Origin of the sequence: Microbacterium pygmaeum (genome assembly GCF_900100885.1) — a bacterium.
Lineage (GTDB): Bacteria > Actinomycetota > Actinomycetes > Actinomycetales > Microbacteriaceae > Microbacterium > Microbacterium pygmaeum.
Genome location: NZ_LT629692.1, coordinates 329,729 through 353,329 on the forward strand (window position 1 = coordinate 329,729; position 23,601 = coordinate 353,329).

General features: G+C 69.1%; 17 protein-coding genes. 9 read left to right on the forward strand and 8 right to left on the reverse strand.

Going from position 1 to position 23,601, the window contains the following annotated elements; translation table 11 throughout:
- Positions 1 to 67: 67 nt before the first annotated feature.
- Positions 68 to 3,652, reverse strand: coding sequence for a S8 family serine peptidase (locus BLT19_RS01465; protein WP_091485278.1), 3,585 nt, complete (start codon positions 3,650 to 3,652; stop codon positions 68 to 70).
- Positions 3,653 to 3,802: 150 nt separating this feature from the next.
- On the opposite strand from BLT19_RS01465, the gene BLT19_RS01470 reads away from it, so the two are divergent.
- From BLT19_RS01470 to BLT19_RS01490, 5 genes are all read left to right on the forward strand, one after another.
- Entirely contained in the window at positions 3,803 to 4,348 is a 546-nt protein-coding gene (locus BLT19_RS01470) for an ECF transporter S component (RefSeq protein WP_407939805.1), read from the forward strand.
- 70 nt (positions 4,349 to 4,418) lie between these two features.
- Positions 4,419 to 6,200, forward strand: coding sequence for an ABC transporter ATP-binding protein (locus BLT19_RS01475; protein ID WP_091485283.1), 1,782 nt, complete (start codon positions 4,419 to 4,421; stop codon positions 6,198 to 6,200).
- A complete protein-coding gene (locus tag BLT19_RS01480) occupies positions 6,197 to 7,045 on the forward strand; it encodes an energy-coupling factor transporter transmembrane component T (RefSeq protein ID WP_407939806.1) in 849 nt (282 codons plus the stop codon). Before BLT19_RS01475 ends, BLT19_RS01480 begins: the two co-directional genes overlap by 4 nt.
- Before the next feature lie 41 nt (positions 7,046 to 7,086).
- Positions 7,087 to 7,989 (forward strand): siderophore-interacting protein, encoded by a 903-nt coding sequence (locus BLT19_RS01485; RefSeq protein ID WP_091485285.1) that lies wholly within the window; start codon positions 7,087 to 7,089, stop codon positions 7,987 to 7,989.
- Positions 7,986 to 8,561: an ECF transporter S component gene (locus BLT19_RS01490; RefSeq protein WP_091485287.1), complete on the forward strand. Its 576-nt coding sequence runs from the start codon at positions 7,986 to 7,988 to the stop codon at positions 8,559 to 8,561. Before BLT19_RS01485 ends, BLT19_RS01490 begins: the two co-directional genes overlap by 4 nt.
- A gap of 107 nt (positions 8,562 to 8,668) precedes the next feature.
- Here the strand turns inward: BLT19_RS01490 and BLT19_RS01495 are convergent, their stop codons facing one another.
- Positions 8,669 to 9,832, reverse strand: coding sequence for an acyl-CoA dehydrogenase family protein (locus BLT19_RS01495; protein ID WP_091485289.1), 1,164 nt, complete (start codon positions 9,830 to 9,832; stop codon positions 8,669 to 8,671).
- Between the two features lie 129 nt (positions 9,833 to 9,961).
- The gene (locus tag BLT19_RS01500) at positions 9,962 to 11,125 is read right to left on the reverse strand and encodes a M15 family metallopeptidase (RefSeq protein ID WP_157681728.1); all 1,164 of its coding nucleotides are present in this window, start codon (positions 11,123 to 11,125) and stop codon (positions 9,962 to 9,964) included.
- A 118-nt stretch (positions 11,126 to 11,243) separates the two neighbouring features.
- Between BLT19_RS01500 and BLT19_RS01505 the strand changes: the two genes are divergently transcribed.
- Together BLT19_RS01505 and BLT19_RS01510 are read left to right on the forward strand one after the other, a co-directional pair.
- The gene (locus tag BLT19_RS01505) at positions 11,244 to 13,346 is read left to right on the forward strand and encodes an intein-containing Rv2578c family radical SAM protein (protein ID WP_091485294.1); all 2,103 of its coding nucleotides are present in this window, start codon (positions 11,244 to 11,246) and stop codon (positions 13,344 to 13,346) included.
- 158 nt (positions 13,347 to 13,504) lie between these two features.
- Positions 13,505 to 14,323 (forward strand): VOC family protein, encoded by an 819-nt coding sequence (locus BLT19_RS01510; RefSeq protein ID WP_091485296.1) that lies wholly within the window; start codon positions 13,505 to 13,507, stop codon positions 14,321 to 14,323.
- Positions 14,324 to 14,385: 62 nt separating this feature from the next.
- Here BLT19_RS01510 and BLT19_RS01515 read toward each other — a convergent pair whose 3' ends face one another.
- Positions 14,386 to 16,479, reverse strand: coding sequence for a DEAD/DEAH box helicase (locus BLT19_RS01515; protein WP_091485298.1), 2,094 nt, complete (start codon positions 16,477 to 16,479; stop codon positions 14,386 to 14,388).
- A gap of 402 nt (positions 16,480 to 16,881) precedes the next feature.
- Between BLT19_RS01515 and BLT19_RS01520 the strand changes: the two genes are divergently transcribed.
- A complete protein-coding gene (locus BLT19_RS01520; protein WP_091485301.1) occupies positions 16,882 to 17,838 on the forward strand; it encodes a DUF998 domain-containing protein in 957 nt (318 codons plus the stop codon).
- Positions 17,825 to 18,163: an antibiotic biosynthesis monooxygenase gene (locus tag BLT19_RS01525; protein ID WP_231917737.1), complete on the forward strand. Its 339-nt coding sequence runs from the start codon at positions 17,825 to 17,827 to the stop codon at positions 18,161 to 18,163. The genes BLT19_RS01520 and BLT19_RS01525 overlap by 14 nt, the downstream gene beginning before the upstream one ends.
- A 25-nt stretch (positions 18,164 to 18,188) precedes the next feature.
- Here the strand turns inward: BLT19_RS01525 and BLT19_RS01530 are convergent, their stop codons facing one another.
- The 4 genes from BLT19_RS01530 to BLT19_RS01545 form a co-directional block, all read right to left on the reverse strand.
- Entirely contained in the window at positions 18,189 to 21,500 is a 3,312-nt protein-coding gene (locus BLT19_RS01530; RefSeq protein WP_091485303.1) for an efflux RND transporter permease subunit, read from the reverse strand.
- Positions 21,501 to 21,652: 152 nt separating this feature from the next.
- On the reverse strand, positions 21,653 to 22,045 hold the full coding sequence (locus BLT19_RS01535; RefSeq protein WP_091485306.1) for a fluoride efflux transporter FluC: 393 nt from the start codon (positions 22,043 to 22,045) through the stop codon (positions 21,653 to 21,655).
- A complete protein-coding gene (locus tag BLT19_RS01540) occupies positions 22,042 to 22,482 on the reverse strand; it encodes a fluoride efflux transporter FluC (RefSeq protein WP_231917738.1) in 441 nt (146 codons plus the stop codon). The genes BLT19_RS01535 and BLT19_RS01540 overlap by 4 nt, the downstream gene beginning before the upstream one ends.
- A 29-nt stretch (positions 22,483 to 22,511) precedes the next feature.
- Complete coding sequence (locus BLT19_RS01545; RefSeq protein ID WP_091485308.1) at positions 22,512 to 23,474, reverse strand: DNA topoisomerase IB; 963 nt, start codon at positions 23,472 to 23,474, stop codon at positions 22,512 to 22,514.
- Positions 23,475 to 23,601 lie beyond the last annotated feature (127 nt).

The following is a 23,601-nucleotide window of genomic DNA, read 5'->3' on the forward strand; positions in this document are numbered from 1 at the left end:
CGGCTGTGGCCGAGGCAACGGAAGGGCGCCCGGGCCGAAGCCCGGGCGCCCTTCCGTTGCATTCCCGTTATCGGGTGACGAGGAATCCGGAGATTCCCGTCGAGCCCTCGCGGGTGTCGCTGCCGGTGTAGTTCGCGACCACCACGTGGACGCCTCGCGACTGCTTCGGCAGTGCGAACGTCACCGCGCCGTCGGCGAGTGTGCCGGTGTACTTCTTCGCGTCCACCCACACCTCGACCGTGCCGGTCGCGGGCGTCTCACCGGCGGCCGAGACCGCGACGGTCACCGTGTAGTCCTGCGATGACGTGCCGACGTAGCGGTTCATCGTGACCTTGGTGCTCGAGGCCGTCTTGACGAACACCTCGCCGGACACCGCCACACCGGGGTTGATGTTGCCGGTCTGGGTCGCCGTGACCCGCACCGACAGCGCCGTTCCGACATCGGCCCGGACCACCTTGTACGTCGTCGCGGTCGCACCGTCGATCGGCTCGCCGTTTCGCAGCCACTGGTAGGCGAGCTGCACGTCTGCCGGATCCCACGTCCCCGGCTCAGCGGTCAGCGTCCTGCCCAGCTTGGGGGTGCCGCTCACCGTCGGTGCGGTGGTGGCCACCGGCGCCGCCGGACCCGCGTCGACCGTCAGCAGCGTACGGACGGAGGAGTCGCCGTACTGCACGACGCCGAGGTACTCGGTGTCGGGCTGCAGGCCGGTCCATGACAGGGTGTACTCCGCCGTGGCTCCCTTGACCACCGACAGCGGGTTCGGGGTCGCGGTGAACGAGCCCTCTCCGCCGGGGCTGACCACGGCTGCGGTCATGTCCCAGGTCATCGGGTTCGGCGTCGAATACATGTTCGCGACGATCAGGTACACGCCTGCCGTGGGGTCCGGGATCGTCACCTGCTCGTCCGCGGATGCCGTCGCCGACGCCCAGCGCTGGTAGTACGACGTGTCCTCACGGCTCACGACCCGGTACACCGTGAGGTCGAGGTCGCTCCCGGCATCGTCCGACGAGTCCAGGATGAACTGGGCCAGCGTCGCACCCTCGGGCACGTCGACGAACCAGGTCACGTCTCCGTTCTCGTCGCCGGACTGCTCATTGCCGGAATGCCCGGCGACCGGGTTGTCCGGGTCGGTCAGCAGCGTCACCGGCGCGAGTCCGGTCAGGTTGAGCGCGAGATCACCCGTGATGCCGGATTCGATCGTCACCGGCGTGCTGCCGGTGATGCCCTGGCCGGTGACGTTGGCCGGAGCATCCGCCGTCGCCGGCTGGACGGCCAGTGGCGAGCGCACCGTGATCCCGTTGTCGCCGGTCCAGGTGAGCAAGCCCGTCGCCCACTGCTCGACCGGAGCCGAGCTGTTGTTGAAGGTCACCGTGAAGGTGGCCTCCTCGCCGGCTGCGACCGTGAACGACGACGGCTCGACGGTGACGTCGACGCCCGGGATGGACGCGTCGGCCGTGTAGGTGCCGCCTGTGGTGGCGGTCACCGTGCGGGTGACCGACTGCTGCTTGGACAGCGTGCCGATCGCGATGGAGGCGAGGTTCAGGTCGCTGCCGTCGATGTAGTCCTCGGGCTCGATGCCGTTGAAGTCGGCAAGGCCAAGGCCCTCCACGAAGCCCGCCCAGTCGCGGGGCCCGTTGAGGTAAAGAAGCCCCGCGTCGAGGTACTTCGTCGGGTCGACGTGGCCGGCACCCTGTTCGAACGGATCGGTGTTGGTGGAGCCGTCGCTGTTGACCGTGTCGTACGCGGTGGTCATCAGCGCGGACTTGACCTCATCCGGCGTAGCCAGCGGGTTGTCGCCGAGGTACAGCGCCCCCAGACCTGCCACGTGCGGGGAGGACATCGAGGTGCCCGAGAGGAACTCCCACGTCGGCTCCTCGGCCGGACCGTTGTGCGCGGCCGCGAGGATCGCGACACCGGGCGCCGTGACGTCCGGCTTCAGGATGTCGCTGCCGTCGGCGAGCATCGGGCCGCGGCTGGAGAAGCCCGCGATCACCGGGGTCGGCGTGACGACGCCGGTGGTGTTGCCGCTGACCAGCGACACCGTGGCACCGGCGGTACGGGCCCACGCGATGATCGCGTCACGGTACTGCGCGTCGATGTGGACGGTCGGCACCAAGTGGAAGTCGTTGTCCAGCGAACCCGGAACGACATTGACCAGCACCATGCCGATACCGCCGGCTGCTGCGACGGCTTCGGACTTCTCGACGCGGGCGTTCGTGCCCCGGTCGCAGACGACGATCTTGCCGCCGACCTTCGCGGGGTCCAGGGAATCCAGGAAGCAGAGGCTCGCGTCGGCCACGCTGGCGTCCGCCGCCGCGGCATCCCCCGCGTAGATCACCTCGCCGGTGACCGTCTCACCGAACGGCACCGAGACGGTGGCGCCTGCGGCCTGCTGCCCGTTCCATTGGACCGTGCCTTCGTAGGTGGGGATCGTGGATGCCGCGACCGTCGTGTACCAGGGTGACGCGTGATCGGCCGTGGCGGAGTCGGGTCCGTCGTTGCCGGCGCTCACCGAGACGAAGACGCCCGCGAGGGCGGCGTTGAAGAACACCTGGTCGTCCGGTGCCCACGTCGTGGTGGCCGCGCCACCGCCGATGGAGTAGTTGATGACGTCGACGCCGTCGTTCACGGCGGCGTCGATGGCGGCGAGCAGATCGCTCAGCGCGCAGATGTCGTCGGTGGTGACCAGCGGGTCGGGACCGACGAAGCAGGCCTTGTACGCGGCGACCTTGGCGGCGGGAGCGACCCCGGAGATGAGACCGAAGTCCGTTCCGGACACACTCGCCGCGACGCCGTTCTCACCGGCCGCGGTGCTCGCGGTGTGCGAGCCGTGTCCGTCGCCGTCACGCGGCGACAGGTAGTCGGGACCGAAGTCGAAACCGGCCGCGGCGGCACCGCTGGAGAAGTACTGCGCGCCGATCAGCTTGGTCGAGTACGCGTCGTCGCTCCAGTCCTCACCGCTCACGCGGGCGCTGATGAACTGGTTGCCGTCGGCCTTGTCGAAGACGACGTTGTTGCCGTCGAGATACGGCTCACCCGTCCCCGGATCGGTGCCGAGAGGCTCACCGGCGAAGGACGGGTTCTCCGGGGCGATGCCGGTGTCCACGACGCCGACGACGACGCCCTTGCCCGCCTCGCTGATTCCGCCGAGCTCCGACCACACGCCTCCCTCGCCCTCCAGGCCCAGGAACTGGGTGGACGGCACGGCGTCGGGGTGACGGATCTCGTCGGGGTAGACGCCCTTGACGCCGTCGCTGCCGGCGACCTTCGCGGCCTCTTCTGGCGACATCGCGGCACTGAAGCCGTTGAGGGTGATCTGGTACGTCGCCTGGGTCTCGACGCCGGCGGCGGCCGCGACCTCCTGCTGCCGATCCTCGAGGAACGACGCATACTCCTGCACCTTGCTGGACTGCGTATCGAGCTTCTGGCCGGCCTCTGGCTTGGTCGGCGCGAGGCCGGCTTCGCCGCCGTCATAGGCCGCCGCGGGCTCTTCTTCGAGGAGCACGATGTACGAGCCGGTAGGCGAATCGATGGGGGTCGGGGGTGTCACCTCCCCTGCGGGCGTCGCGCCGAAGCTGGCGGATGTTGCAGAGCCGGTGAACAGAGCGGCGAGTGTGACGACCGCTGCTGCTCGCACGGAATATCGACCCATGTGTGGACTCCCGGGGAGGTGAGTGTGAGAGGAGACCGCGCGGCATCGTCGGCGCGCAGCCAATGCCAACGTAACTCTCAGGCCACTCACAGCGACCCTCCCTGTGTGAGAATCAGATGAGAGAGCAAACGTTACGCTTGGCAGGTGGCCATGTCATCACGCCTGCCGACGAGCGTTCTGCTCACCTGTGCGGCGATCGGCGTGGCAACCGGCATCGTCGGCGGGATCGCCGGGTGGCTCACCCCGGTGGTGCTCCTTTCTTTCGCACCGCTGTACGGCCTGCTGCTCGGGTCGCACGTGCTGCCGGGCATCATCGCCCAGGAAGCCCTCCGCCGCCCGTTCGTGGCGATCATCACGCACCTGTTCGCGGCCCTCGTGGCCAGCGCGTTCAACCCGACGTGGGCGCCGAGGTTCATCGGCACCGCGCTCCTGTTCGGCGCCATCCAGGAGGGCGTGGCGGCACTCACCCGCTACCGCGTGTGGGGGCCGTGGCGATTCTTCATCTCCGGCGGGATCATCGGCGTGCTGGTGGCCGTCGTCGTCTTCTTCGCCGCGGACCTGGCCCGGTTCCCGGTGTGGCTGCAGATCAGCTACCTCGTGCTGTCGGTGCTCGGCCCGGTTGCCTGGACCGCTGTGGGCCTGGCCATCGGCGCGGGGCTGCGTCGCGCGGGTGTTCCACGCCGATCCGCTCGCTGACACGCTTCCGGCCGCTCGGTAAGGGTGGGCTAAGTTAGGGGAGACTCAGTCCCTCCTCCGAGATGATCCCGTGACCGCATCAGAGCGTGACGTGTCCGCCGCGCTCGCGGCGGCCCGCACCGTCCAGCCGCTGCTGCGTGTCCGCGACCTCGCGATCACGCACGAGGGGGAGGACGCCGCAACCCCGGCATCCGTCTCCTTCGATGTCTCCCCGGGTGAGGTCGTGCTGCTGCTGGGCCCGAGCGGATCCGGCAAGTCCACGCTGACGCTCGCCCTGAACGGACTCATTCCCCAGGCCGTACCCGCCGAGGTCGCCGGGACCATCGAGGTGGGCAGGCGCGCGGCATCCGACACGACCGTCGCCCAACTCAGCACACGGGTGGCGATGGTCTTCCAGGACCCGGACGCGCAGCTGGTGACCGGCACGCTGCTGGATGAGGTGGCCTTCGGACCCGAGAACCTGCGGATGCCGCTCGCCGACGTCCTCGCGCGCGCGGAGTCCGCGCTGCGCCGCGTCGGGCTCTGGGACCGACGCGCCGAGAATCCCGATCGGCTGTCCGGCGGCGGTCGACAACGGCTCGCGATCGCGTGCGCCCTCGCGATGGGCTCGCCCCTGCTGGTGCTCGACGAACCCACCGCGAACCTCGACCCGCAGGGCATCGAGGACGTCTACGCGGCGCTGGCAGACCTGGTCGCCGACGGTGACCGGGCCATCCTCCTCGTCGAACACAATCTCGACGCAGCGGTCGGACTCGTCGATCGGGTGGTGGTGCTCGACCAGGACGGGCGACTCGCGGCGGACGGAACGGTCGATCAGGTGCTTCGTGCTCGCGCCGACGAATTGCACACGATGGGCGTGTGGCTGCCCACCTCGACACTGGCCGCCTTGCGACTGCGGGAAGCGGGCTATGCGTTCGACCCGCTGCCGCTGACGCCGGGCGAACTGCGTGCTGCGCTGGACGGTCTGCCGCCGGTCGCGGCGCATTCCGTCGGTGCGGCGCGTCCGGTCTCCGCGCGAGCGGAGCCAGACGACACGAACCCCCCGATCATCTCGGTCCGCGGCCTCACGGTGCATCGCCGGCGAACCCCGGTGCTGCACGACATCGACCTCGACGTGCGTCGCGGCGAGTTCGTCGCCGTGGTCGGCGCGAACGGCGCAGGCAAGACGACGCTGATCCAGGCCATCGGCGGCGTCATCACCCCGCCGCGCGGCAGCGTCTCCGTGGACGGCATCGATGTCGGGCGAGCCGACGCCCGCACCATGTCCCGGCACGTCGGCTTCGTGTTCCAGAACCCAGAGCATCAGTTCATCGCGCACACGGTCTACGACGAGATCGCCCACGGCCTGCGCCTGCAGCACCGATCCGAGGATGAGGTCCGGGAACGCACGGAGACGCTGCTGGACCGGTTCGGTCTGACGGCGAAGGCGGCCACCCACCCGTTCCTGCTCTCGGGCGGGCAGAAGCGCCGGCTCTCCGTGGGGACGGCGCTGGTCGCCGGCGCACCAGTCCTGGCGCTGGACGAGCCGACGTTCGGTCAGGACCGCGCGCGCGCCGACGAGCTGCTCGCGCTCCTTCGCGACCTGAATCGCGAGGGCACGACGATCGTCGTCGTCACCCACGACATGCAACTGGTGAGCGAGTACGCCGACCGCATGATCGTCCTGTCCGAGGGGGGCGTGATCGCCTCCGGCCCCACGTCGGAGCTCTTCGCCGACGAACACCTGATCGAGTGTGCCGGGCTGCGCCTGCCGCCGCTCGCCCGCGCCCTGCACGCCGTGCCGCGGCATCCGTCCCTCGAAGGCATCACCCGGCTGGCCGACCTGCCGGGGGCGGCGGGGTGGGTCGCGTGAGCGCCGAGCCGGCGGTCGCCGCCGAGATCCCGGGGTCGGCAGTGGACCCGTACGCCGATCGCGTGCCCGCTCCGCCGCTGCGCTTCCTGTACGGTCTCAATCCCCTCGTCAAGCTGCTGGCGCCGGTTCCGGCGATGGTCCTGCTCGTCTTCGTCCGCGACATCGCGACGCCGTCGGCCTTCCTCGCGCTCTCCTACGCTGTGCTGCTGGTCGGGGTGAACTTCACCCGACGGCTCGCCGCGATCCTGCTGCTCGCGGTGCCGCTGGGCATCCTGCTCCTCGGTGTCGGGTTCTCGCTCTGGACCGACGCGGCGCAGGTCGATTCGACGCCCGTCGTCGCACAACTCGGCGCATGGACGCTCTACCGCGGCGCGCTCGAGATCGGCTTCGCCAGCGCGTTCCGGATCGTGGCCATCATCGCCCTCGCCCTGCCGGCGGGGCTCAGCACGACCGGCCCCGACATCGTGCGCTCGACGGTCCAGCAGCTGCGCGTGCCGTACCGGATCGGCTACACGGCGCTGGCCGCGTTCCGCTTCGTGCCGCGGTTCGGGCACGAGCTCGAGGTGATCCGGCAGGCGCATCGCGTGCGCGGCGCGCACGGCGGCCGCGGCCCCTTCGCAACGGCGGCGCGGTGGACCGGGTACATCGTGCCGCTGCTGGCCGGAGCGATCCGGCACGCCGAGCGGGTCGCCCTCTCGATGGACGCCCGAGCGTTCGGCGCCTACCCCGACCGCACCGAGCGGCACCTCGTTCCGTTCCGCGCGCGGGACGTCGTCTTTGCGGTGCTGTTCCTGGCAGCATCCGCCGTCATCTTCGTCGCGCTGTTCCCGTGGGGACTCGGCTGACCGACGCATCCCGCCTCGTCCACCCCTCGATCGGAGCTCTCATGGCCCAGGCCAGCCGTCTCGTCAAGCCCGCCACTCAGCGCCTCATCCACCTGACGGTGCTGCGCACGCAGCGCCTCTCGCAGCATTGGATGCGAGTCACGCTCGGGGGCGGTGAGATCGAGCGGTTCGATCCGATGGGCTACGACCAGTGGTTCCGCATCTTCCTCCCGCTCGGCGGCGACGCCGGGCTCGAGCGGCTTCCCGCCAAGGCGCACAAGCTGTTCGGGTACTTGAAATACCTGCGGATCCCCGACGGGATGCGACCCGTCATGCGCAACTACTCGGTGCGCGAGTTCCGGCCGGCGGCGGACGGACGCGCCGCCGAGCTCGACGTCGACTTCGTCTTGCACGGGTCTGCGGCCGATGGCACCGCGGGGCCGGCGTCGCGATGGGCGGAGACCTGCGCGCCGGGCGAGAGCGTCGTGATCATCGACGAGGGCCTCGCCTTCAATCCCGAGCGCGGCACGGAGCAGGTCCTCCTGATCGCCGACGAGACCGGGCTGCCGGCGATCGCGTCGATCTGCGCGAGCCTGCCCGCCTCCGCGACGGGCCTGGTGATCATCGAGGTTCCCGCGCAGGAGGATGCCCTCGAGTTCGCCCGGCCGTCCGGGATCGAGGTGCAGTGGATCGTGCGCTCGGCGGGCGACACCCACCACGACGACAAGCCCGGCTCCCTCGCGCTGGCCGCGCTGGCGGCGATGCCGGACGCCGCGCTTCCGGCATCCCCCTTCCACGCCTACATCGTCGGAGAGCAGAGTCTGCCGACCGGGGCGCGCCGGCATCTCGTGTCCGAGCGCGGACTCGACAAGGATCTCGTGAGCTTCTGCGGGTACTGGCGGGTGGGGGCCGCCTCGCCCACCCCGAAGTCGCAGATCGCGTCGAACGTGGAGGCATCGGCATGAGCCGCGTGTCGACGGCCTACCTGCTGACGTGTGCGGCGATCGGCGTCGCCGGCGGGATACTCCTGTGGGGGGCGACCGGGCTCTCGACGCTGCTGTTCGCCACGGTCCCGTTCATCTCGGTCGCCCTGGCCGGACTGTGGCTGGTTCCTGCGGTGGTCGCGCTGCGTCTGCTGCAGCGGCCACTTGCCGGGCTGCTGGTCGGACTGCTGTCCGGGCTCGTGGTCTTCCCGTACCTGTTCACGAACCTGTGGTGGGCGTTCTTCGCCGAGCTTCCGTTCCTGATCGTGATCTACCGGTTCTGGAGCGTCTGGCAGCACTACGCCGGCGCGGTGGTGGTCGGCGTCGTCTATCCGATCCTCGCGGCGGCATCGTTCAATCTGTGGGCGATGCCGGTGTGGTCGCAGATCGGCTTCTTCGCGCTGACCCTGGCCAGCTGCGTGATCGGGACCGGGCTCGGCATCCTGATCGCCGACCGGCTGGCGCACGCCGGGGTCGCGCGGCTGGCGCGACGCAAGCCGAAGGCCCTGGGGGTCGCGACGCCGACCGGGTCGGAGACGCCGACCGTGTCATAACTCCTTCTCGCTCTCGCGCGAGATGGCATCGATCCGCGGATTTCCGGGGCCGGACCGTCGCGCCCGGCGAGCGCAGGAGGAGTTCGTGTACGCCGGGCGCGTCCGTCCTACTTCTTGCCGGCGATCTCGCGGCTGACGATGTCGCGCATGATCTCGTTCGTGCCGCCGTAGATCCGGTGCACGCGGGCGTCCAGGAACGCGTTGGCGATCGGGTACTCGGTGATGTAGCCGTAGCCGCCGTGCAGCTGCACGCACGTGTCGAGGATCTCCCACTCGCGCTCGGTGGTCCAGAACTTCACCTTCGCGGCTTCGACGGCCGACAGCTTGCCGTCCTTGTACGCCAGGAGCGCTCGGTCCAGATACGCCCACATGACATCGACGGTGGTCGCGACATCGGCCAGCTTGAACCGCGTGTTCTGGAAGTCGATGATCCGCTCGCCGAACGCCTCGCGGCTCTTGGTGTACTCCACGGTCCAGGCATAGGCGGCCTGGGATGCGGCGCCCGCGGCGATGCCGATCGAGAGGCGCTCCAGCGGCAGGTTCATCATCAGCTGGATGAAGCCCTGGCCCTCTCTGCCGCTGATGAGGTTCTCCTCGGGGACGAAGACATCGCTGAACGAGAGTTCGGCGGTGTCGTGCCCGTGCGAGCCCATCTTCTGCAGCTTCTTGCCGTGGTCGAAGCCCTCCATGCCGTTCTCGAGGATCAGCAGGCTGAAGGCGTCGGCCTTGTTGCCCTCACCCGTCTTGACGAAGGTGACGACGATGTCGGCGGTCTTGCCGCTGGAGATGAACGTCTTCGCGCCGTTGACGATGTATCCGCCATCGACCTTCCTCGCGGTCGTCTTGATGCCACGCAGGTCGCTGCCCGCGCCCGGCTCGGTCATCGCGAGCGCGCCGAGGATCTCGCCGGTGGCCATGCGGGGCAGCCACTTCTCCTTCTGCTCCTGGGTGCCCATGTGCACGATGTACGGGACGGCGAGGTCATCCTGGATGCCGAAGGCGCCGGCCAGTGATCCGGCGCCCGCGCCGATGACCTCTTCGTTGACGATCGTGCGGAAGCGGTAGTCCTGCAGCATGCCGGCGCCGCCGAACTCCTCGGGGACCGAGAGGCCGATCAGGCCCGACTCGCCTGCGGCCAGCATGGTCGCCCGATCGATCTCTCCGTCGGCGTCCCACTTCGCGCGCGCCTCGTTCGTGGCATGCCGCTTGACGAACTCCTTGACGACCTCGCGGAACGCCTCGTGATCCTCGTCGTAGATGTCGCGCTCCATGTGCGCCCCTGCCCTTCTGTGACTTCGTTGGCCGCAGCGATTCTAGGGCACCGCAGGGGGCGCATCCTCAGCGGCGGTGGGATTGCATTCCACGATGCGAGGAACTGGGTTCCGCCTTTGGAGGATGCCTCACCCCAGGTAGTCGGGAGCCGCGGGCAGTCCGAAGAACTGCTCGAGGGTGGTCCATCCGCCGTCGTGATAGGCGCGGGCGAGTTCGGGTCCGATGTAACGCAGATGCCATGGCTCGGCGACATAGCCGGACACCGCTGTGGCACCGTCGACGTACCTGGTGACCCAGCCGTACTCCCACGCGTGCGCCGCGATCCACTGACCCTGAGGCGTCGCCGCCAGGTCGTCGAGCGTGCCGCAGCCCTCGCCGCAGCCCACGACGTCCGCGGCGAGGCCGGACTGGTGCTCGCTGAAGCCGGGGCGGGCGCTCGAGAGGTCGGCCTGTTCGGCCCCCTCATTGCCGACGTTGTTGCCGTACGTCGTCTGCTGCGTCTCGTACGAGCGGTAGCCGCTCTCGAGGGCGATCTCACCCACGCCGGCCTGCGCGGCCGCGCCGACCAGGGCGGTCATCGCGTCCGCGGCATCCGTCCGCATCGACCCGCCCTCCACGCTGCGCACGCCCTGCGGCATGGCCAGCGGTGTGGGGCTGTAGTCGATCGGTGCGAACGGGCGTGTCTTGTTGATGACGACCCAGACGTGCGCAGGATCGTCCAGCGGTACGCACGGTGCGATGCCGGCGGCGACCGCCGTGCGGAACGGCTCGGCGCCGCCGGCGGCCGCGATCGCCCCGGCGTCGTCGCCCGCCGCGATCGCATCGGTGACGGCGGGGATCGCGCAGATGTCGACAGTTGCCGGGGCTGCTTCGACGGTGGGTGCGGGGATGGAGGCTGCGGGGGCCGGAAGCGGCACGGGAGTCTCTGCCGCGATCGACGCGTCGACCTTCTCAGAGGTCTGGATCACCGCACCGGCGGTGTCGGAGACGACCGGCCCGCTCATCGCGGCGGTCACGGCGGCGGCAGAGCCCATCACGAGCGACCCGGCTGCAGCGAGGGCGAAGACCGCGCCGACGCGGGCCGCGCGTCGGGCACGAGCGTGGCGGGCGGGCGTCGGAGGCGGCGTCCTCGCTTCGCGCCGCAATGGCGGGGATTCGACGACCGGGAGCGGCCGCGTGTCGACGGTGTCGGTCTCGCCGTCGGCCCCCGGGGCGCGCTCGACCGCTCGTTCGCGCTGCGATCGTGCGGCGCGGCGAGAATTTGGGGAGCTGTGCGGTCCGGGTGCCGTCACCCCACTATTCTCCCTGCTGGATGCCGATCGGTCGAGGCAGGCGAGGCGCACGATCCTCATTCGGCAATCTGTTCGGTATCGGCTTGACAGAGTTTCGTAGTTCTGTTCCCATTGAGGCATGCGATGGCAGGGTCAGCAGTTGGGGGTGGCGGATGCCGCGGCTCTGCCCGGCATGGAGCGCCTGAACGGTCTCGTGCGATCGGTGACCACTCCCGAGTTCGCCGGGGTCACATTCCACGAGGTGATGTGCAAGAGCGCCCTGAACCACGTACCGGGAACATCGGCGATGCCGTTCGACTGGACGGTGAATCCGTATCGGGGCTGCACTCATGCGTGTGCCTACTGCCTCACTCCCGACACCCTCGTGCTGATGGCGAACGGTCGCCAACGACCGATCGGCGACTTGAGCGTCGGCGATGAGATCATCGGCACCGAGTTGCGTGGCGACTACCGGCGCTACGTCAAGACGACCGTCCGGGCCAAGTGGGGCACTCGCAAGCGCGCATACCGAGTGACGTTGGCCGATGGAACCGAAATCGTCGGCAGCGGCGATCACCGGTTCCTCACCGATCGAGGGTGGAAGCACATCACCGGCGCGATGACCGGCACGGATCAGCGTCCGTACCTCACGACCAACAACCGGCTGATGGGCTTCGGTCTCGCTGGCGATCTCGTGCGGCGGACCGATCCCCTGCCCGCCGACTATCGGCGCGGATATCTGGCGGGGATGATCCGCGGAGATGGGATGAGCTTTCACGCCACCTATGCCGACACTCGACGGACGCGAGAGATCCACAGATTCCGTCTCGCCCTCGCAGACGGCGAGGCGCTCGTTCGAACTCGGCAGTTCCTGTCGGATGAAGGGGTCGTCACCAACACCCGGCCGTTCACTCGGGCAACAGCGACGCGCCGGGCCATGATGGCCATCCATACGGCGAAGAGCGCCGATGTCACCCGGATCGAAGAATTGATCAGGACGCCGGCGGCGTCCCTCCGGGACTGGCAGGCCGGATTCCTGGCCGGCATCTTCGATGCCGAGGGATCGTGCTCCCGCGGGGTCGTCAGGATCGTCAACGAAGACCGCGACATGATCGAGACCACCGAGCAGGCGCTCCGGAACCACGGAGTGACCTTCGTGCGCGAGCCCACTCGGCCCAACGGGGTCATCACCGTGCGCGTGACCGGAGGGCTCCCCGCTCGGCAGCGCTTCTTCCACCTCACCGACCCGGCGATCTCCCGCAGACTTCAGATCGAAGACGTCGCGGTCAAGACGGTCGCCGACCTTCGTATCGTCAGCATCGAAGACCTCGGTGTCGAGACCGACATGGTCGACATCACGACGGGCACGGGCGACTTCATCGCCAACGGTGTCATCAGCCACAACTGCTTCGCCCGCGGCACGCACGAGTACCTCGAGCTGGACGCCGGCCACGATTTCGACTCCCAGATCGTGGTCAAGATCAACGTCGCCGAGGTGCTGGGCAAAGAGCTGCGGCGCGGCAGCTGGACGCGCGAACCCGTCATGCTCGGCACCAACACCGACCCGTATCAACGCGCCGAGGGCAGGTACAAGCTGATGCCCGGGATCATCTCGGCGCTCACCGAAACCGGGACGCCCTTCTCGATCCTCACGAAGGGCACACTGCTGCGCCGCGACATTCCGCTGCTGCGGGAAGCCGCGGCATCCGTCCGGGTCTCGCTCGCGATGTCGATCGCGGTCTTCCACGACGAGCTGCAGCAGCTGATCGAGCCGGGAACCCCGTTGGCGACCGCCCGGCTCGAGACGGTCCGCGCCGCGACGGACGCCGGCTTCTCGGTCACAGTGTTCCTGATGCCGGTGATCCCGCATCTGACCGACTCGATCGCCGCGCTGGACTCCGCGCTGACGCGGATCAAAGCGTCCGGTGCCACCCGCGTCGTCTATGGCGCATTGCACCTTCGGCCGGGCGCGAAGCAGTGGTTCCTGTCGTGGATCCAGCGCGAGCATCCGGAACTCGTGTCGTCGTATCTGGGCCTCTACCCCGGCGCGTCGACGACCGCGCCGAAGGCGTACCGCACCTGGCTCGCCAAGCGGGTCCGGCCGCTGCTGCGTGTGCACGGACTCGACGGCCATGACGAGGACGAGCACCCGCGGGGCAGTCGAACTCCAGGCCTCGCTGCCCGGGCGGCGATCATCACCACCTCACGCGGACGCGCCGCGGAGGAGTCGCGCCTGTTCTAAGGGCCGCCCACTTGACCCAATCGGCCCCTTCCGGGCGCCGGGAAGGGGCCGATCGGGTCAAGTGAGGGGGGAGGATGCTTCGGGCTTGCGGTCAAGCCCTGTCCGCGGCATCCGCCATCGTGTCAGCGTGGAACCGATCGTCGAATGGAGGACGAACCATGAGTGACGCAACGAATGAGAAGCGGGGCTACCCGCACGGTGTGCCCTGCTGGATCGATGTCGAGCAGAGCGATGCGCGCACAGGGCGGGAGTTCTACAGCGCCCTCTTCGGCTGGGACTTCATCGACGCCGGCCCGCCGGGTTCGGCCTACGCGATCGCGCGACTCCAAGGGAAGGACGTCGGCGGGCTGGAGCAGGTCGATTCGGGCGCCGGATGGGTCAGCTACGTCGCGTGCGACGACATCGATGCGACCTGCACGCTGATCCGGAGCGCGGGCGGCACGATCCTCGTCGCCCCGTCACACGGCGAGCCCGGCGCGAGCGCGACCTGCGCCGACCCGCAGGGTGCGGTGTTCCGGCTCTGGCAGGCCGGAACCAACCCGGGTGCGCAGATCGTGAACGAGCCCGGCGCGTGGAACTTCAGCGACCTGCAGACACCCGACCCCGACGCAGCCCTCGCCTTCTACGGAGAGATCTTCGGCTGGCGGGTGGATCCGCAGCTCGGCGCGGGCATGATCCGTCTGCCGGGATACGGCAAGCACCTGTCGGAGACCGTGGATCCCGACATCTACGAGCGCCAGCAGTTCGCTCCCGAAGGATTCGAGGACGTGATCTGCGGGCTGACCGAGAAGCCGGATGCCGCGGCATCCTGGCTCATCCGCTTCACCGTCGCGGATCGCGATGCGACTGCAGCATCCGCCGAGGATCTCGGCGCGACGGTGGAGTCGACGGCGGAGACGGAGTGGACCCGCGAGGCGGTGATCGTCGACCCGCAGGGGGCACGGTTCGTCGTCAGTCAGCTGGTGATGCCGGACTGAGGGAACGACGCAGCGGCCCCGATCCGAGGATCGGAGCCGCTGCGTTCAGCACGGTGCGACGGTCAGTGACCGCGGCGCACCGCGTTGATCATGTCGTCGCCGGGGCGCACGTTCACGTACGGCGCCTCGATCTCGGCGCGCTCGAGCATCTCGGTCATCTTGCGCTGGCGCTGACGCGTGATCAGCGTGACGACGCGACCGGTCTTGCCCGCGCGGCCGGTTCGGCCAGAGCGGTGCAGGTAGGTCTTGTACTCGTCGGGCGCGTCGGCCTGGATCACCAGGTCGATGTCGTCGACATGGATGCCGCGGGCGGCGACATCCGTCGCGACGAGCACGTTGACCCGGCCCGAGGTGAGGCGCTCCAGGTTGCGGGTGCGACGAGCCTGGTTGAGATCGCCGTGCAGCGAGACCGCCGGGATGCCGATGTCGGCGAACTGCTCGGCGAGCATCTCGGCGTAGGCCCGGGTGCGGGCGAACACGAGGGTCTTGCCTTCGCGGTCGACGAGCTGGTCGAGGATTTCGGCCTTGTCGCGGTGCTCGATCACCAGGATCTGGTGATCGATCGTGCTGGAGGCCTGGTCCTCACCGGCGACCTCGTGGACGGCCGGCTCGACGAGGAACTCGTCCACCAGCGACGAGACCTCGCGGTCGAGCGTCGCCGAGAAGAGCAGCTTCTGGGATCCGTCGGCCGTCTCGCGGAGGATCTCCTGCACCGGCTCGAGGAAGCCGAGCTCGCACATGTGGTCGGCCTCGTCGATGACCGCGACCATGACCTCGCTCAGGTCCAGCTTGCGCTGGTTGATGAGGTCCTGGATCCGGCCGGGCGTGCCGATGATGATGTCGACGCCCTTCTTCAGCGCGCCCACCTGGCGGGCCTGGGGCACGCCACCGTAGATCTGCGTGGTGAACAGGCCGACGCTGCGCGCGATCGGCTGGATCGTGCGATCGATCTGCAGGGCGAGCTCGCGCGTGGGGGCGAGGATGAGCGCCTTCGGCTTGCGGCCGAACTCGCGCTTCTTGCCGGCGCCGGCCTTCAGCACGTTCTCGACCAGGGGTGCGCCGAACGCGATCGTCTTGCCCGAGCCGGTGCGGCCACGGGCGAGCACGTCGCGGCCTGCGATGATCTCGGGGATCGTCGCGGCCTGGATCGCGAACGGGGCAGCCGCGCCGAGGTCGGCGAGCGTGCGGACGATGTTCTCGCCCAGCCCGAGGTCGCCGAAGCTCACGCCATCGACATCGGTGGCCTGGATGGCGTCGGCCTGCAGGCGTTCGTGGACGACGTCCACGTGCTGCTCGTGTGCGGCGCTGCGCGCAGGAGCGGCCTTCTCGTTCCAGTTGGAGCGGCCGGCCGCGTGGCCGGCGGCGGCACCGGATGCCGCGGGGCGGCGATCCCGGTCGTCGCGGCGCGCTGGGCGGTCGTTCGTGTACTCACGACGAGCCGGACGCTCATCGTTCGAACGCTGCGGGCGGTCATTGCCGTACTCGCGGCGCGCGGGACGGTCGTTCGTGTACTCACGACGAGCCGGACGCTCATCATTCGAACGCTGCGGGCGGTCATTGCCGTACTCGCGGCGCGCGGGACGGTCGTTCGTGTACTCACGACGAGCCGGACGCTCATCATTCGAACGCTGCGGGCGGTCATTGCCGTACTCGCGGCGCGCGGGCCGGACGCTGTTGTACTCACGACGAGCCGGACGCTCATCATTCGAACGCTGCGGGCGGTCATTGCCGTACTCGCGGCGCGCAGGTCGGTCGCTGTTGTACTCACGACGAGCCGGACGCTCATCGCTCGAACGCTGCGGCCGGTCGTTGCTGTACGAACGCGTGGGACGGTCGCCTCCGAACTCGCGCCGGACAGGACGATCGTCGTACGAACGCGCGGGGCGGTCGTTGGTGTACTCGCGACGCGCGGGGCGGTCATCGAACGAGCGCGCAGGACGCTCGGAGTGCGAGCGGATGCCGCGGGCTTCGTCGCGGCCCGCACGCTGGGTCGCGGTCCACCGCGTCTTGGGCGCGCCGGTCGTCGTCTCCTCCGTCGGGCGGTAGCCGCGATGACCCGGGCTCTTGCTGCCGGGCTTGTGCGCCTTCTTCTCGCCGTATCGCGGTTCGAAGTTCTTCGCCGGTCGTCCGCCGGCGGGCTTCTTGTTCTTGGGCATGATGGATGTCCTTCTGGGTTGTCTCAACTGAGAACAGCACTCGCGCGCAGCACGCATCGAGACAGTCGTACTGTCGTGATCGCACTCGCTTCGCCGCAACATGCGGCACGGAGTTGCCCGGACGAGCGTCGGCCGGGGGGCCATTCAACGTGATGGTCGCCGGAGCGGATTCGCTCCCACCATCGGCCCTTTGGACTCACAAACCCATCCGCGAAACGCGGTGTCCAGAACCGACGCACCAACTCTAGCGGATACGAGTTCTGCGACTCTGTGAGTACGCCTCACCAGAGGATGCAACACTGTATGCAGCAGCACCGGTGTCTAGGGAGGGTAGAGGCCGGCGGCCTGGGGATCTTGCAGGACGATCGTGCTGTCTCTGTTGACGACAAAGAAGGCCTGCCCGTGACCCTCCTCGCCGTACCCGACGACCGATCCGTCCCCCTGCAACAGGTGCTGACGCGCACCCTGCGAGTGCCGCTCGCGCGTCCCCGCCACCTGACCGCAGCCCAGGCGGGCTACACCACGTCGGGGTTCATCGCCCTCGGCATCCTCATCGCCATCATCACCACACCCGACCCCATGTGGTGGCAGCTGCACTTCAGCCGGCTGGGCACCTTCGCTGTGTTCTCGGGGTACATGTTCAACGCGACCATCGTCGTCTCCGGCGCGCTGGTCGTCTACTTCGCGACCCGCTTGCGCGTGGAGATGGCGCGTCACGCCGGCAGTGCCGTGCTCGCCAACCGCCGGGCGGCGACCTTCGTCCCGGTTCTTGTCGGTGTGATCGGCGTGCACCTGTCGATCGTCGGGATCTTCCCCATGAACGTCAACGAATTCATGCACGACCGCGGACCCCAGGGGGCCCTCCTCGCCTTCGTGGTCATCCTCGGTTCGCGCCGGTGGGTGCTCAAGGGGATGCATCCGAGCGTCGCGAAGACCACCCGACGCGTCGGTCTCTCCCTTACTGTGACCATCCCCGCGTTCGTCGCGGGGTTCCTCAATCTCGCCGCCTTCGAACTCATCGTCTTCAGCCTGATGTTCCTGTGGTTCCTGATGCTGGCGCGCAACATCGGCCGCCCCGCGCCGTCCGTCGCCCAGGCGAGCGTCGCGCACACCCGTCCTCGCCGACACGTGCGCGTGCGCCGGCACGTCGGTCTGCACTCGTCACCGCCGCAGGCGCTGCGCACGGTCTCGGCCCACTCCGGCTACGCGAACGTCGGTGCGACGGTCAGCGGGATGCCGTTGACAGGTGCACTCGCGCGCACGCATCATCCCGCACGGCTGCGCACCCGCTCCCGCCGTTCGCCGAATCGGAGCTTCGCCGCGGCGTCCGATTCGGATCACCACCATGCCGGCACCTGAGGCACACCCGATCACCGTCGCGATCGAGCGTCGGATCGAACCGGCCCGCACCGTCGAGGCCACCGCCTGGATGCAGGCCGGCACCGATATGGCGACCTCGTTCGACGGGTTCCTCGGCTCCGGCTGGGTCCGCGCGGGCGAGAACAGCGACCTCTGGTACATGCTGTACCGCTTCCGCGACATCCCGACGCTCGAAGCGTGGGAGGAGTCACCGCAGCGCCGCTGGTGGCTGGACTCGGGTCGCACCTTCGCGAGCGAAGTCCGCGTGGAGCGACGCACCGGCATCGAGGGGTGGTTCGACGCGCCGTTGCAGCGGACGGGCTGAGCACGCCGATTCTCGGATGCTGCGATCAGTCGCGCGTCGTGTCGCCGGGGCGCTCGGGGTCGGGGGCCGGCTCAGGCGCTTCGACGGGCTCATCGCCCGCGGGCTCATCGGCCGCGGGCTCAGGCTGAGCGACCGGCAGCTCAGGCTCCGCAGCAACCACCTCGCGCTCGCGCAGTTCGCGACGCGTCAGCGCGTGCTCGCCCGCTGCGCCGACCCCGGCGAGCGCGGGCTCCAGGGCGCCTCGCGTACCGGCATCCGCTCCTCGCCGCGCGGCCCGCCGCTCCTTCGCACCCTCGACGAGGTTGTAGAGGGTCGGCAGGACCAGCAGCGTCAGGATCGTCGACGAGATGAGGCCGCCGATCACGACGATCGCGAGCGGCTGGGAGATGAAACCGCCGTGACCGGTGATGCCCAGCGCCATCGGCGTCAGCGCGAAGATCGTCGCCAGGGCGGTCATCAGGATCGGTCGCAGACGGCGCGATCCACCGGCGACGGTGGCGTCGTGGGCCGAGAGTCCCTTCACCCGGTACTGGTTCACCAGGTCGACGAGCACGATCGCGTTCGTCACGACGATGCCGATGAGCATCAGGACGCCGATCAGCGATGCGACACCCAGCGGCACGCCGGTCACGATCTGCAGCAGGATCGCACCGGTGGCCGCGAACGGCACCGAGATCAGCAGCAGCAGCGGCTGACGCAGCGACTTGAACGTCGCCACCATCACGATGTACACGATGAGGATCGCCGCGAGCAGGGCAAGACCCAGCTGGGTGAAGGCGTCCGACTGCTGCGAGACCACGCCGCCGAGGTCTGCGGAGGCGGACTCGGGCAGGTCGGCGTCGGCGAGCGCCGTGTTCACGGAGGCGGATGCCGTGGTCAGGTCATCCGTCGACGGGGTCACGGTCACCGTCGCCGTGCGCTGGCCGCCCTGCGTCGTGATCGAGGTGGGTCCCTCGCTCTGCTCGACCGTTGCGATCTCCTGGAGCTGGACGGGTCCGGTCGCCGACGGAACGGTGAGCTGCTGCAGCTCTTGGAGGGTGGCAGGCGTCTGGGATGCCGCGAGGTACACGGTCAGCGAGGTGTCGTCGATCTCGACGGTGCCGATCTGCTGCGGCTGCATCGTGTTGGAGACGAGCGCACCGACCGCGACCTCCGACAGGCCCAGCGATGCGGCTTTGTCGGCATCGACGGTCACGGCGATGTACGGCAGCGAGGCCGACAGGTTGCTCGAGACCTGGCCGACGCCGTCGGCTCCGGTGACCGCGTCGACCACGGCGTCCGTCGCCTCCGTCAGCGTCGAGGAGTCCGGGGCGGTGACATCGATCTCGATGTCGCTGGAGCCGAATCCGCCACCGCCGCCGGCGACGGTGAACGTTCCGGCGTCGTCGAGATCGGCGACCGCGGACTGCACCTCCTCGCGCAGCGCGACCTGGTCGGCGTCCGGGTCCGTCGTGATCGAGTAGGTGATGCCGCTTCCGCCACCGCTGAACGCGTCGCGAAGGGCGGATCCGCTGGAGCCGATGGAGACCTGCACGGTCTCGATGCCGTCGATGCCCATCAGGATGCCCTCGACCTCGGCGGAGGCGGCGTCCTCGGCGTCGAGGCTCGGTGCGGCACCGATGTCCTGGGTCATGGTGAACGTGTTCTGGCCCGAGTCGCCGAGGAAGTTGGTCTTCATGAACGGCGCGACGGCCACGGTGCCGCCGAGCACCAGCACCGCGATCAGCAGGGTCACCCACGAGTGCTTCAGCGTCCAGCGGAGGATCGGCAGGTAGGACTTCTGCAGGCGGCTCGGCGGCGCTTCCGGCGCCTCCGGGTCGACCTCGCGCCCGTCGGCGTCGAGGATCGGCTTGCCCGGACGAAGGAACCAGTACGCGAGCACCGGGACGATCGTGAGCGCGACGAACAGCGATGCCGTCATCGCGATGGTGACGGTCAGCGCGAACGGGCGGAACAGCTCGCCGGTCACATCGCCGACGAAGGCGATCGGCAGGAACACCGCCACCGTGGTGATCGTCGAGGCAGTGACCGCCGCGGCGACCTCCTTCACGGCGCGGAGGATCGAGGGGAGCTTCTCGGCATCGCCGACGTAGTGCCTCTTGATGTTCTCGATGACCACGATGGAGTCATCGACGACGCGCCCGATCGCGATCGTGAGGGCGCCCAGCGTGAGGATGTTCAGGGAGTACCCGAACGCCTGGATCCCGATGAAGGTGATCAGGACGCTGGTGGGGATCGAGATCGCCGTCACGAGCGTCGCGCGCACCGACAACAGGAACACGAGGATCACCAGGACCGCGAAGAAGAGGCCCAGCAGGCCCTCCTGGGCGAGCGCCTCGATGGACTGCTGGATGTACGGCGCCTGGTCGAAGACCACCGTGAACTGCGCGCCGTCGAGGCTCTTCTCCAGGTCGGGCAGCACCGCCAGGACGCCCTTGGACACGTCCACCGTGTTGGCCGATGGCAGCTTCGTCACCGCGATGGTCAGCGCTGGCTCGCCGTCCACCCGCGAGATGGTCGTGACCGGATCCTGGTTCTCCTCGACGGCGGCGACATCGGCGATGGTCCGCGGACCGGCCTGGAACTGCGCGGCATCGGAAGGGACGAGTGGCAGCGCCGCCAGCTCGTCGACCGAGGTGATCTTCGTGCCGGTCTGGACGGTGAGGGTCTGGCCGTCTTCCGTGATCTGGCCGCCCGGGAACAGCACGCCGTTCTGATCCAGCGCATCGCGGATCGACTGCTGACTGTAGCCGGACTCCGCGAGGGCGCCCGCGTCGGGGGTGATGGTGATGCGCTGGCCGACGCCCCCGACGATCTGGGCCGCGTTCACGCCGTCCACATCCTCCAGATCGGGGATGATGGATGCCTCCAGCTGCGCCTGGATCGTCTGCTCGTCGTCGTACCCGGTGACGGCCAGCTGGATGACCGGGAAGTCGTCGATGCTGGCTGAGATGACGTTCGGCTCGACGCCGTCCGGCAGCTGGGTCTTGATTCGGTTGATCGCCTGGTTGATCTTCTGCTCGGCGGTCGCGAGGTTGGTTCCATAGGTGAACGACGCCTGGATGATCGAGGCGTTCGTCGTGCTGGTCGCCGACGTCGATTCCAGCCCGGGAACCCCCTGGATCGCGGTCTCGATCGGCACCGACACGTCGTTGCTGACCACTTCGGGCGAGGCACCCGGGTAGGAGGAGACCACGACGAGCTGCGGGAACTCGATCGATGGGATCAGCTCCTGCTTCAGGCTCGTCAGCGCCAATCCGCCGAAGACTGCGGCGACGATCGTGATGAGGGCGATGAGCGCGCGGTTCTTGAGGCTCAGGACGGCGAGATTCGACACGGGGGCCTTCGCGGTGGGGTGCTGTGGTGCCCGATGCGGTGAACATCGAGCGGATGCCGCGAAGCGAGGCGCGCGGCGGATACGGGACTGTATCGAAGTTCCAGTATTCCACGCGGCTCTCTCGACGTTGGCCGCGAATCCGCGCGGTCAGGTCAGAAGATGCCGCCCACGGTGAGCCCGATCGCGGCGGCGATCACGCAGACGATCAGCGTGGCGACCGCGTTGGCCCATCCGCGGCGGGACTGCCCGGCGCGGGCGAGCAGCACCGAATCCAGGGAGACGGTGCTGAAGGTCGTGTAGCCGCCGAGGAGGCCGACCGCGAGGATCCACGCGGCGTCGGTGCCGAGCACGTCCGCCCCCAAGCCGGTGACGACGCCCAGCAGCAGTGATCCGGTCGCGTTCACCACGAGGATCCCGACCGGGAATCGAGTCGGCTTCCCGGGTCCGGTGAAGACGGTCGCGGTGACGAGGGCGTCAACGAGATAGCGCAGGCCCGCGCCCACCCCTCCCGCGACCGCGGCGGCCAGCAGCACCCAGCCGTTCACGTGGTGACCCCCGACCCGGCAGGCGTCTCATCCGGGCCGCCGAAGGGCCGGAGGGTCAACCGGACGCCCAGCGCCGCAGCCGCCAGACCGAGCAGCACGGACAGGACGGCCAGGAAGATGCCCACGAGAGGTGCGGCGCTGAAGACGGTCACCGATTGCACGGCGAAGGCGCTGTAGGTGGTGAACCCGCCGAGGATGCCGGTGCCGAGGAATGCGCGACCGAGCGGATGCCGCGTGCCGAGGCGTCCCGCGACGGCGCCGAGCGCGAACGAGCCCACCACGTTGACCGCCATCGTCGCGAGCGGACGTGCGAGCGTCGACTGGTCCGACAGCGCCGTGAACGGCAGCAGCAGGATCTCGCGAAGCGCGACGCCGAGCATCCCGCCGAGCACCACGGCGCCCAGGATCGCCGGACGGAACGCGGGACGTGTCGGCACGGCCCACACTCTAGCGCCGCGCTCGCCGGCTATCCGACAAGCAGCCGCTGGATCGCCGCTTCGGGCGAGACGCCGAGCGCGAGAAGCCGGCCCTTCTCGTATGCCGTGAACACTGCAGGGTCGATGTAGCTCGAACGGGCGACCGCCGGCGTGTTCCCGAGCGTCTCCGAAGTGGCGCGGACCGCGAGCGCCTCGGCGCGCTTGCGGTCGCGCTGCGAGTCGACCGTTCCGATGCGGGCAAGCGTCTCGGCGGCGACGATCGTGCCGCGCAGTGTCCGGAAGTCCTTCGCCGTGAACGCGCCGCCGGTGAGCGAGCGCACGTGCGAGTTCACGTCAGCCGGTGTGAGGGGGACGCGTCTGCTCCCCCTGCGGTACGAAAGCAGGGCCGAGCGCGGCCGGCCGCCGGTGAGCTCCTCCAGCACGACGGCGAGGTCGTCGTCCTCGATCTCGATGAGCGCTCGTTTGCCGCTCTTGCCGGGGAAGGACAGGGTGATCATCGATCCGGTGACGACGGCGTTGCGGCGCTGCAGCGTCGTGAGGCCACGGCTGCCGTGCTGGGCGAGGTAACGGGCCGAGCCGATGCGCGGTGCCGCCTCATCGAGCAGGCGGAACGAGACGGCGAGCACCTTCTCGCGGTCCAGGCCCTCGCGGTGCAGCGCGCTGGTGACGCGCCCACGGGCGCGAGGAAGCGCAGCGGCCAGGTCCAGCGCCCGCGCGAACTTGCGGCGATCACGTCGTTCACGCCATCGCGGGTGATACAGGTACTGACGCCGCCCTGCGTCATCGACTCCGACCGCCTGGATATGCGCGAGCGGTTGGACGGCGATCCACACGTCGTCCCAGGCAGGCGGGATCACGAGGTCGCGGATGCGCTCCCGGTCTTCAGCCGGCGCCGCCGAGCCGTCCGCGTCCACGTAGCGGAACCCGTTGCCTGCGCGGACACGCCGGTACCCGGCATCCTCGCCCGGCACCACACGCACCAATCTCGCCATGTCACCCCGCCCGTCGATCGAGGGTAAGAGTCGTCATCGCGACCACCTGAGGGCTTGACACCGCGCGATGCAGGCCGGTACGGACCTTGCTGTTCCGCCTCCGCACGGGTATCACCGGAAATCCAGG

Excerpts from the sequence above, each read along its gene's own strand:
- BLT19_RS01495 (WP_091485289.1), bottom strand. The coding sequence starts at position 9,832 with ATGGAGCGCGACATCTACGACGAGGATCACGAGGCGTTCCGCGAGGTC.
- BLT19_RS01515 (WP_091485298.1), bottom strand. The coding sequence starts at position 16,479 with ATGCCCAAGAACAAGAAGCCCGCCGGCGGACGACCGGCGAAGAACTTC.
- BLT19_RS01510 (WP_091485296.1), top strand. The coding sequence starts at position 13,505 with ATGAGTGACGCAACGAATGAGAAGCGGGGCTACCCGCACGGTGTGCCC.
- BLT19_RS01485 (WP_091485285.1), top strand. The coding sequence starts at position 7,087 with ATGGCCCAGGCCAGCCGTCTCGTCAAGCCCGCCACTCAGCGCCTCATC.
- BLT19_RS01470 (WP_407939805.1), top strand. The coding sequence starts at position 3,803 with ATGTCATCACGCCTGCCGACGAGCGTTCTGCTCACCTGTGCGGCGATC.
- BLT19_RS01525 (WP_231917737.1), top strand. The coding sequence starts at position 17,825 with ATGCCGGCACCTGAGGCACACCCGATCACCGTCGCGATCGAGCGTCGG.
- BLT19_RS01505 (WP_091485294.1), top strand. The coding sequence starts at position 11,244 with ATGCGATGGCAGGGTCAGCAGTTGGGGGTGGCGGATGCCGCGGCTCTG.
- BLT19_RS01465 (WP_091485278.1), bottom strand. The coding sequence starts at position 3,652 with ATGGGTCGATATTCCGTGCGAGCAGCAGCGGTCGTCACACTCGCCGCT.
- BLT19_RS01545 (WP_091485308.1), bottom strand. The coding sequence starts at position 23,474 with ATGGCGAGATTGGTGCGTGTGGTGCCGGGCGAGGATGCCGGGTACCGG.
- BLT19_RS01490 (WP_091485287.1), top strand. The coding sequence starts at position 7,986 with ATGAGCCGCGTGTCGACGGCCTACCTGCTGACGTGTGCGGCGATCGGC.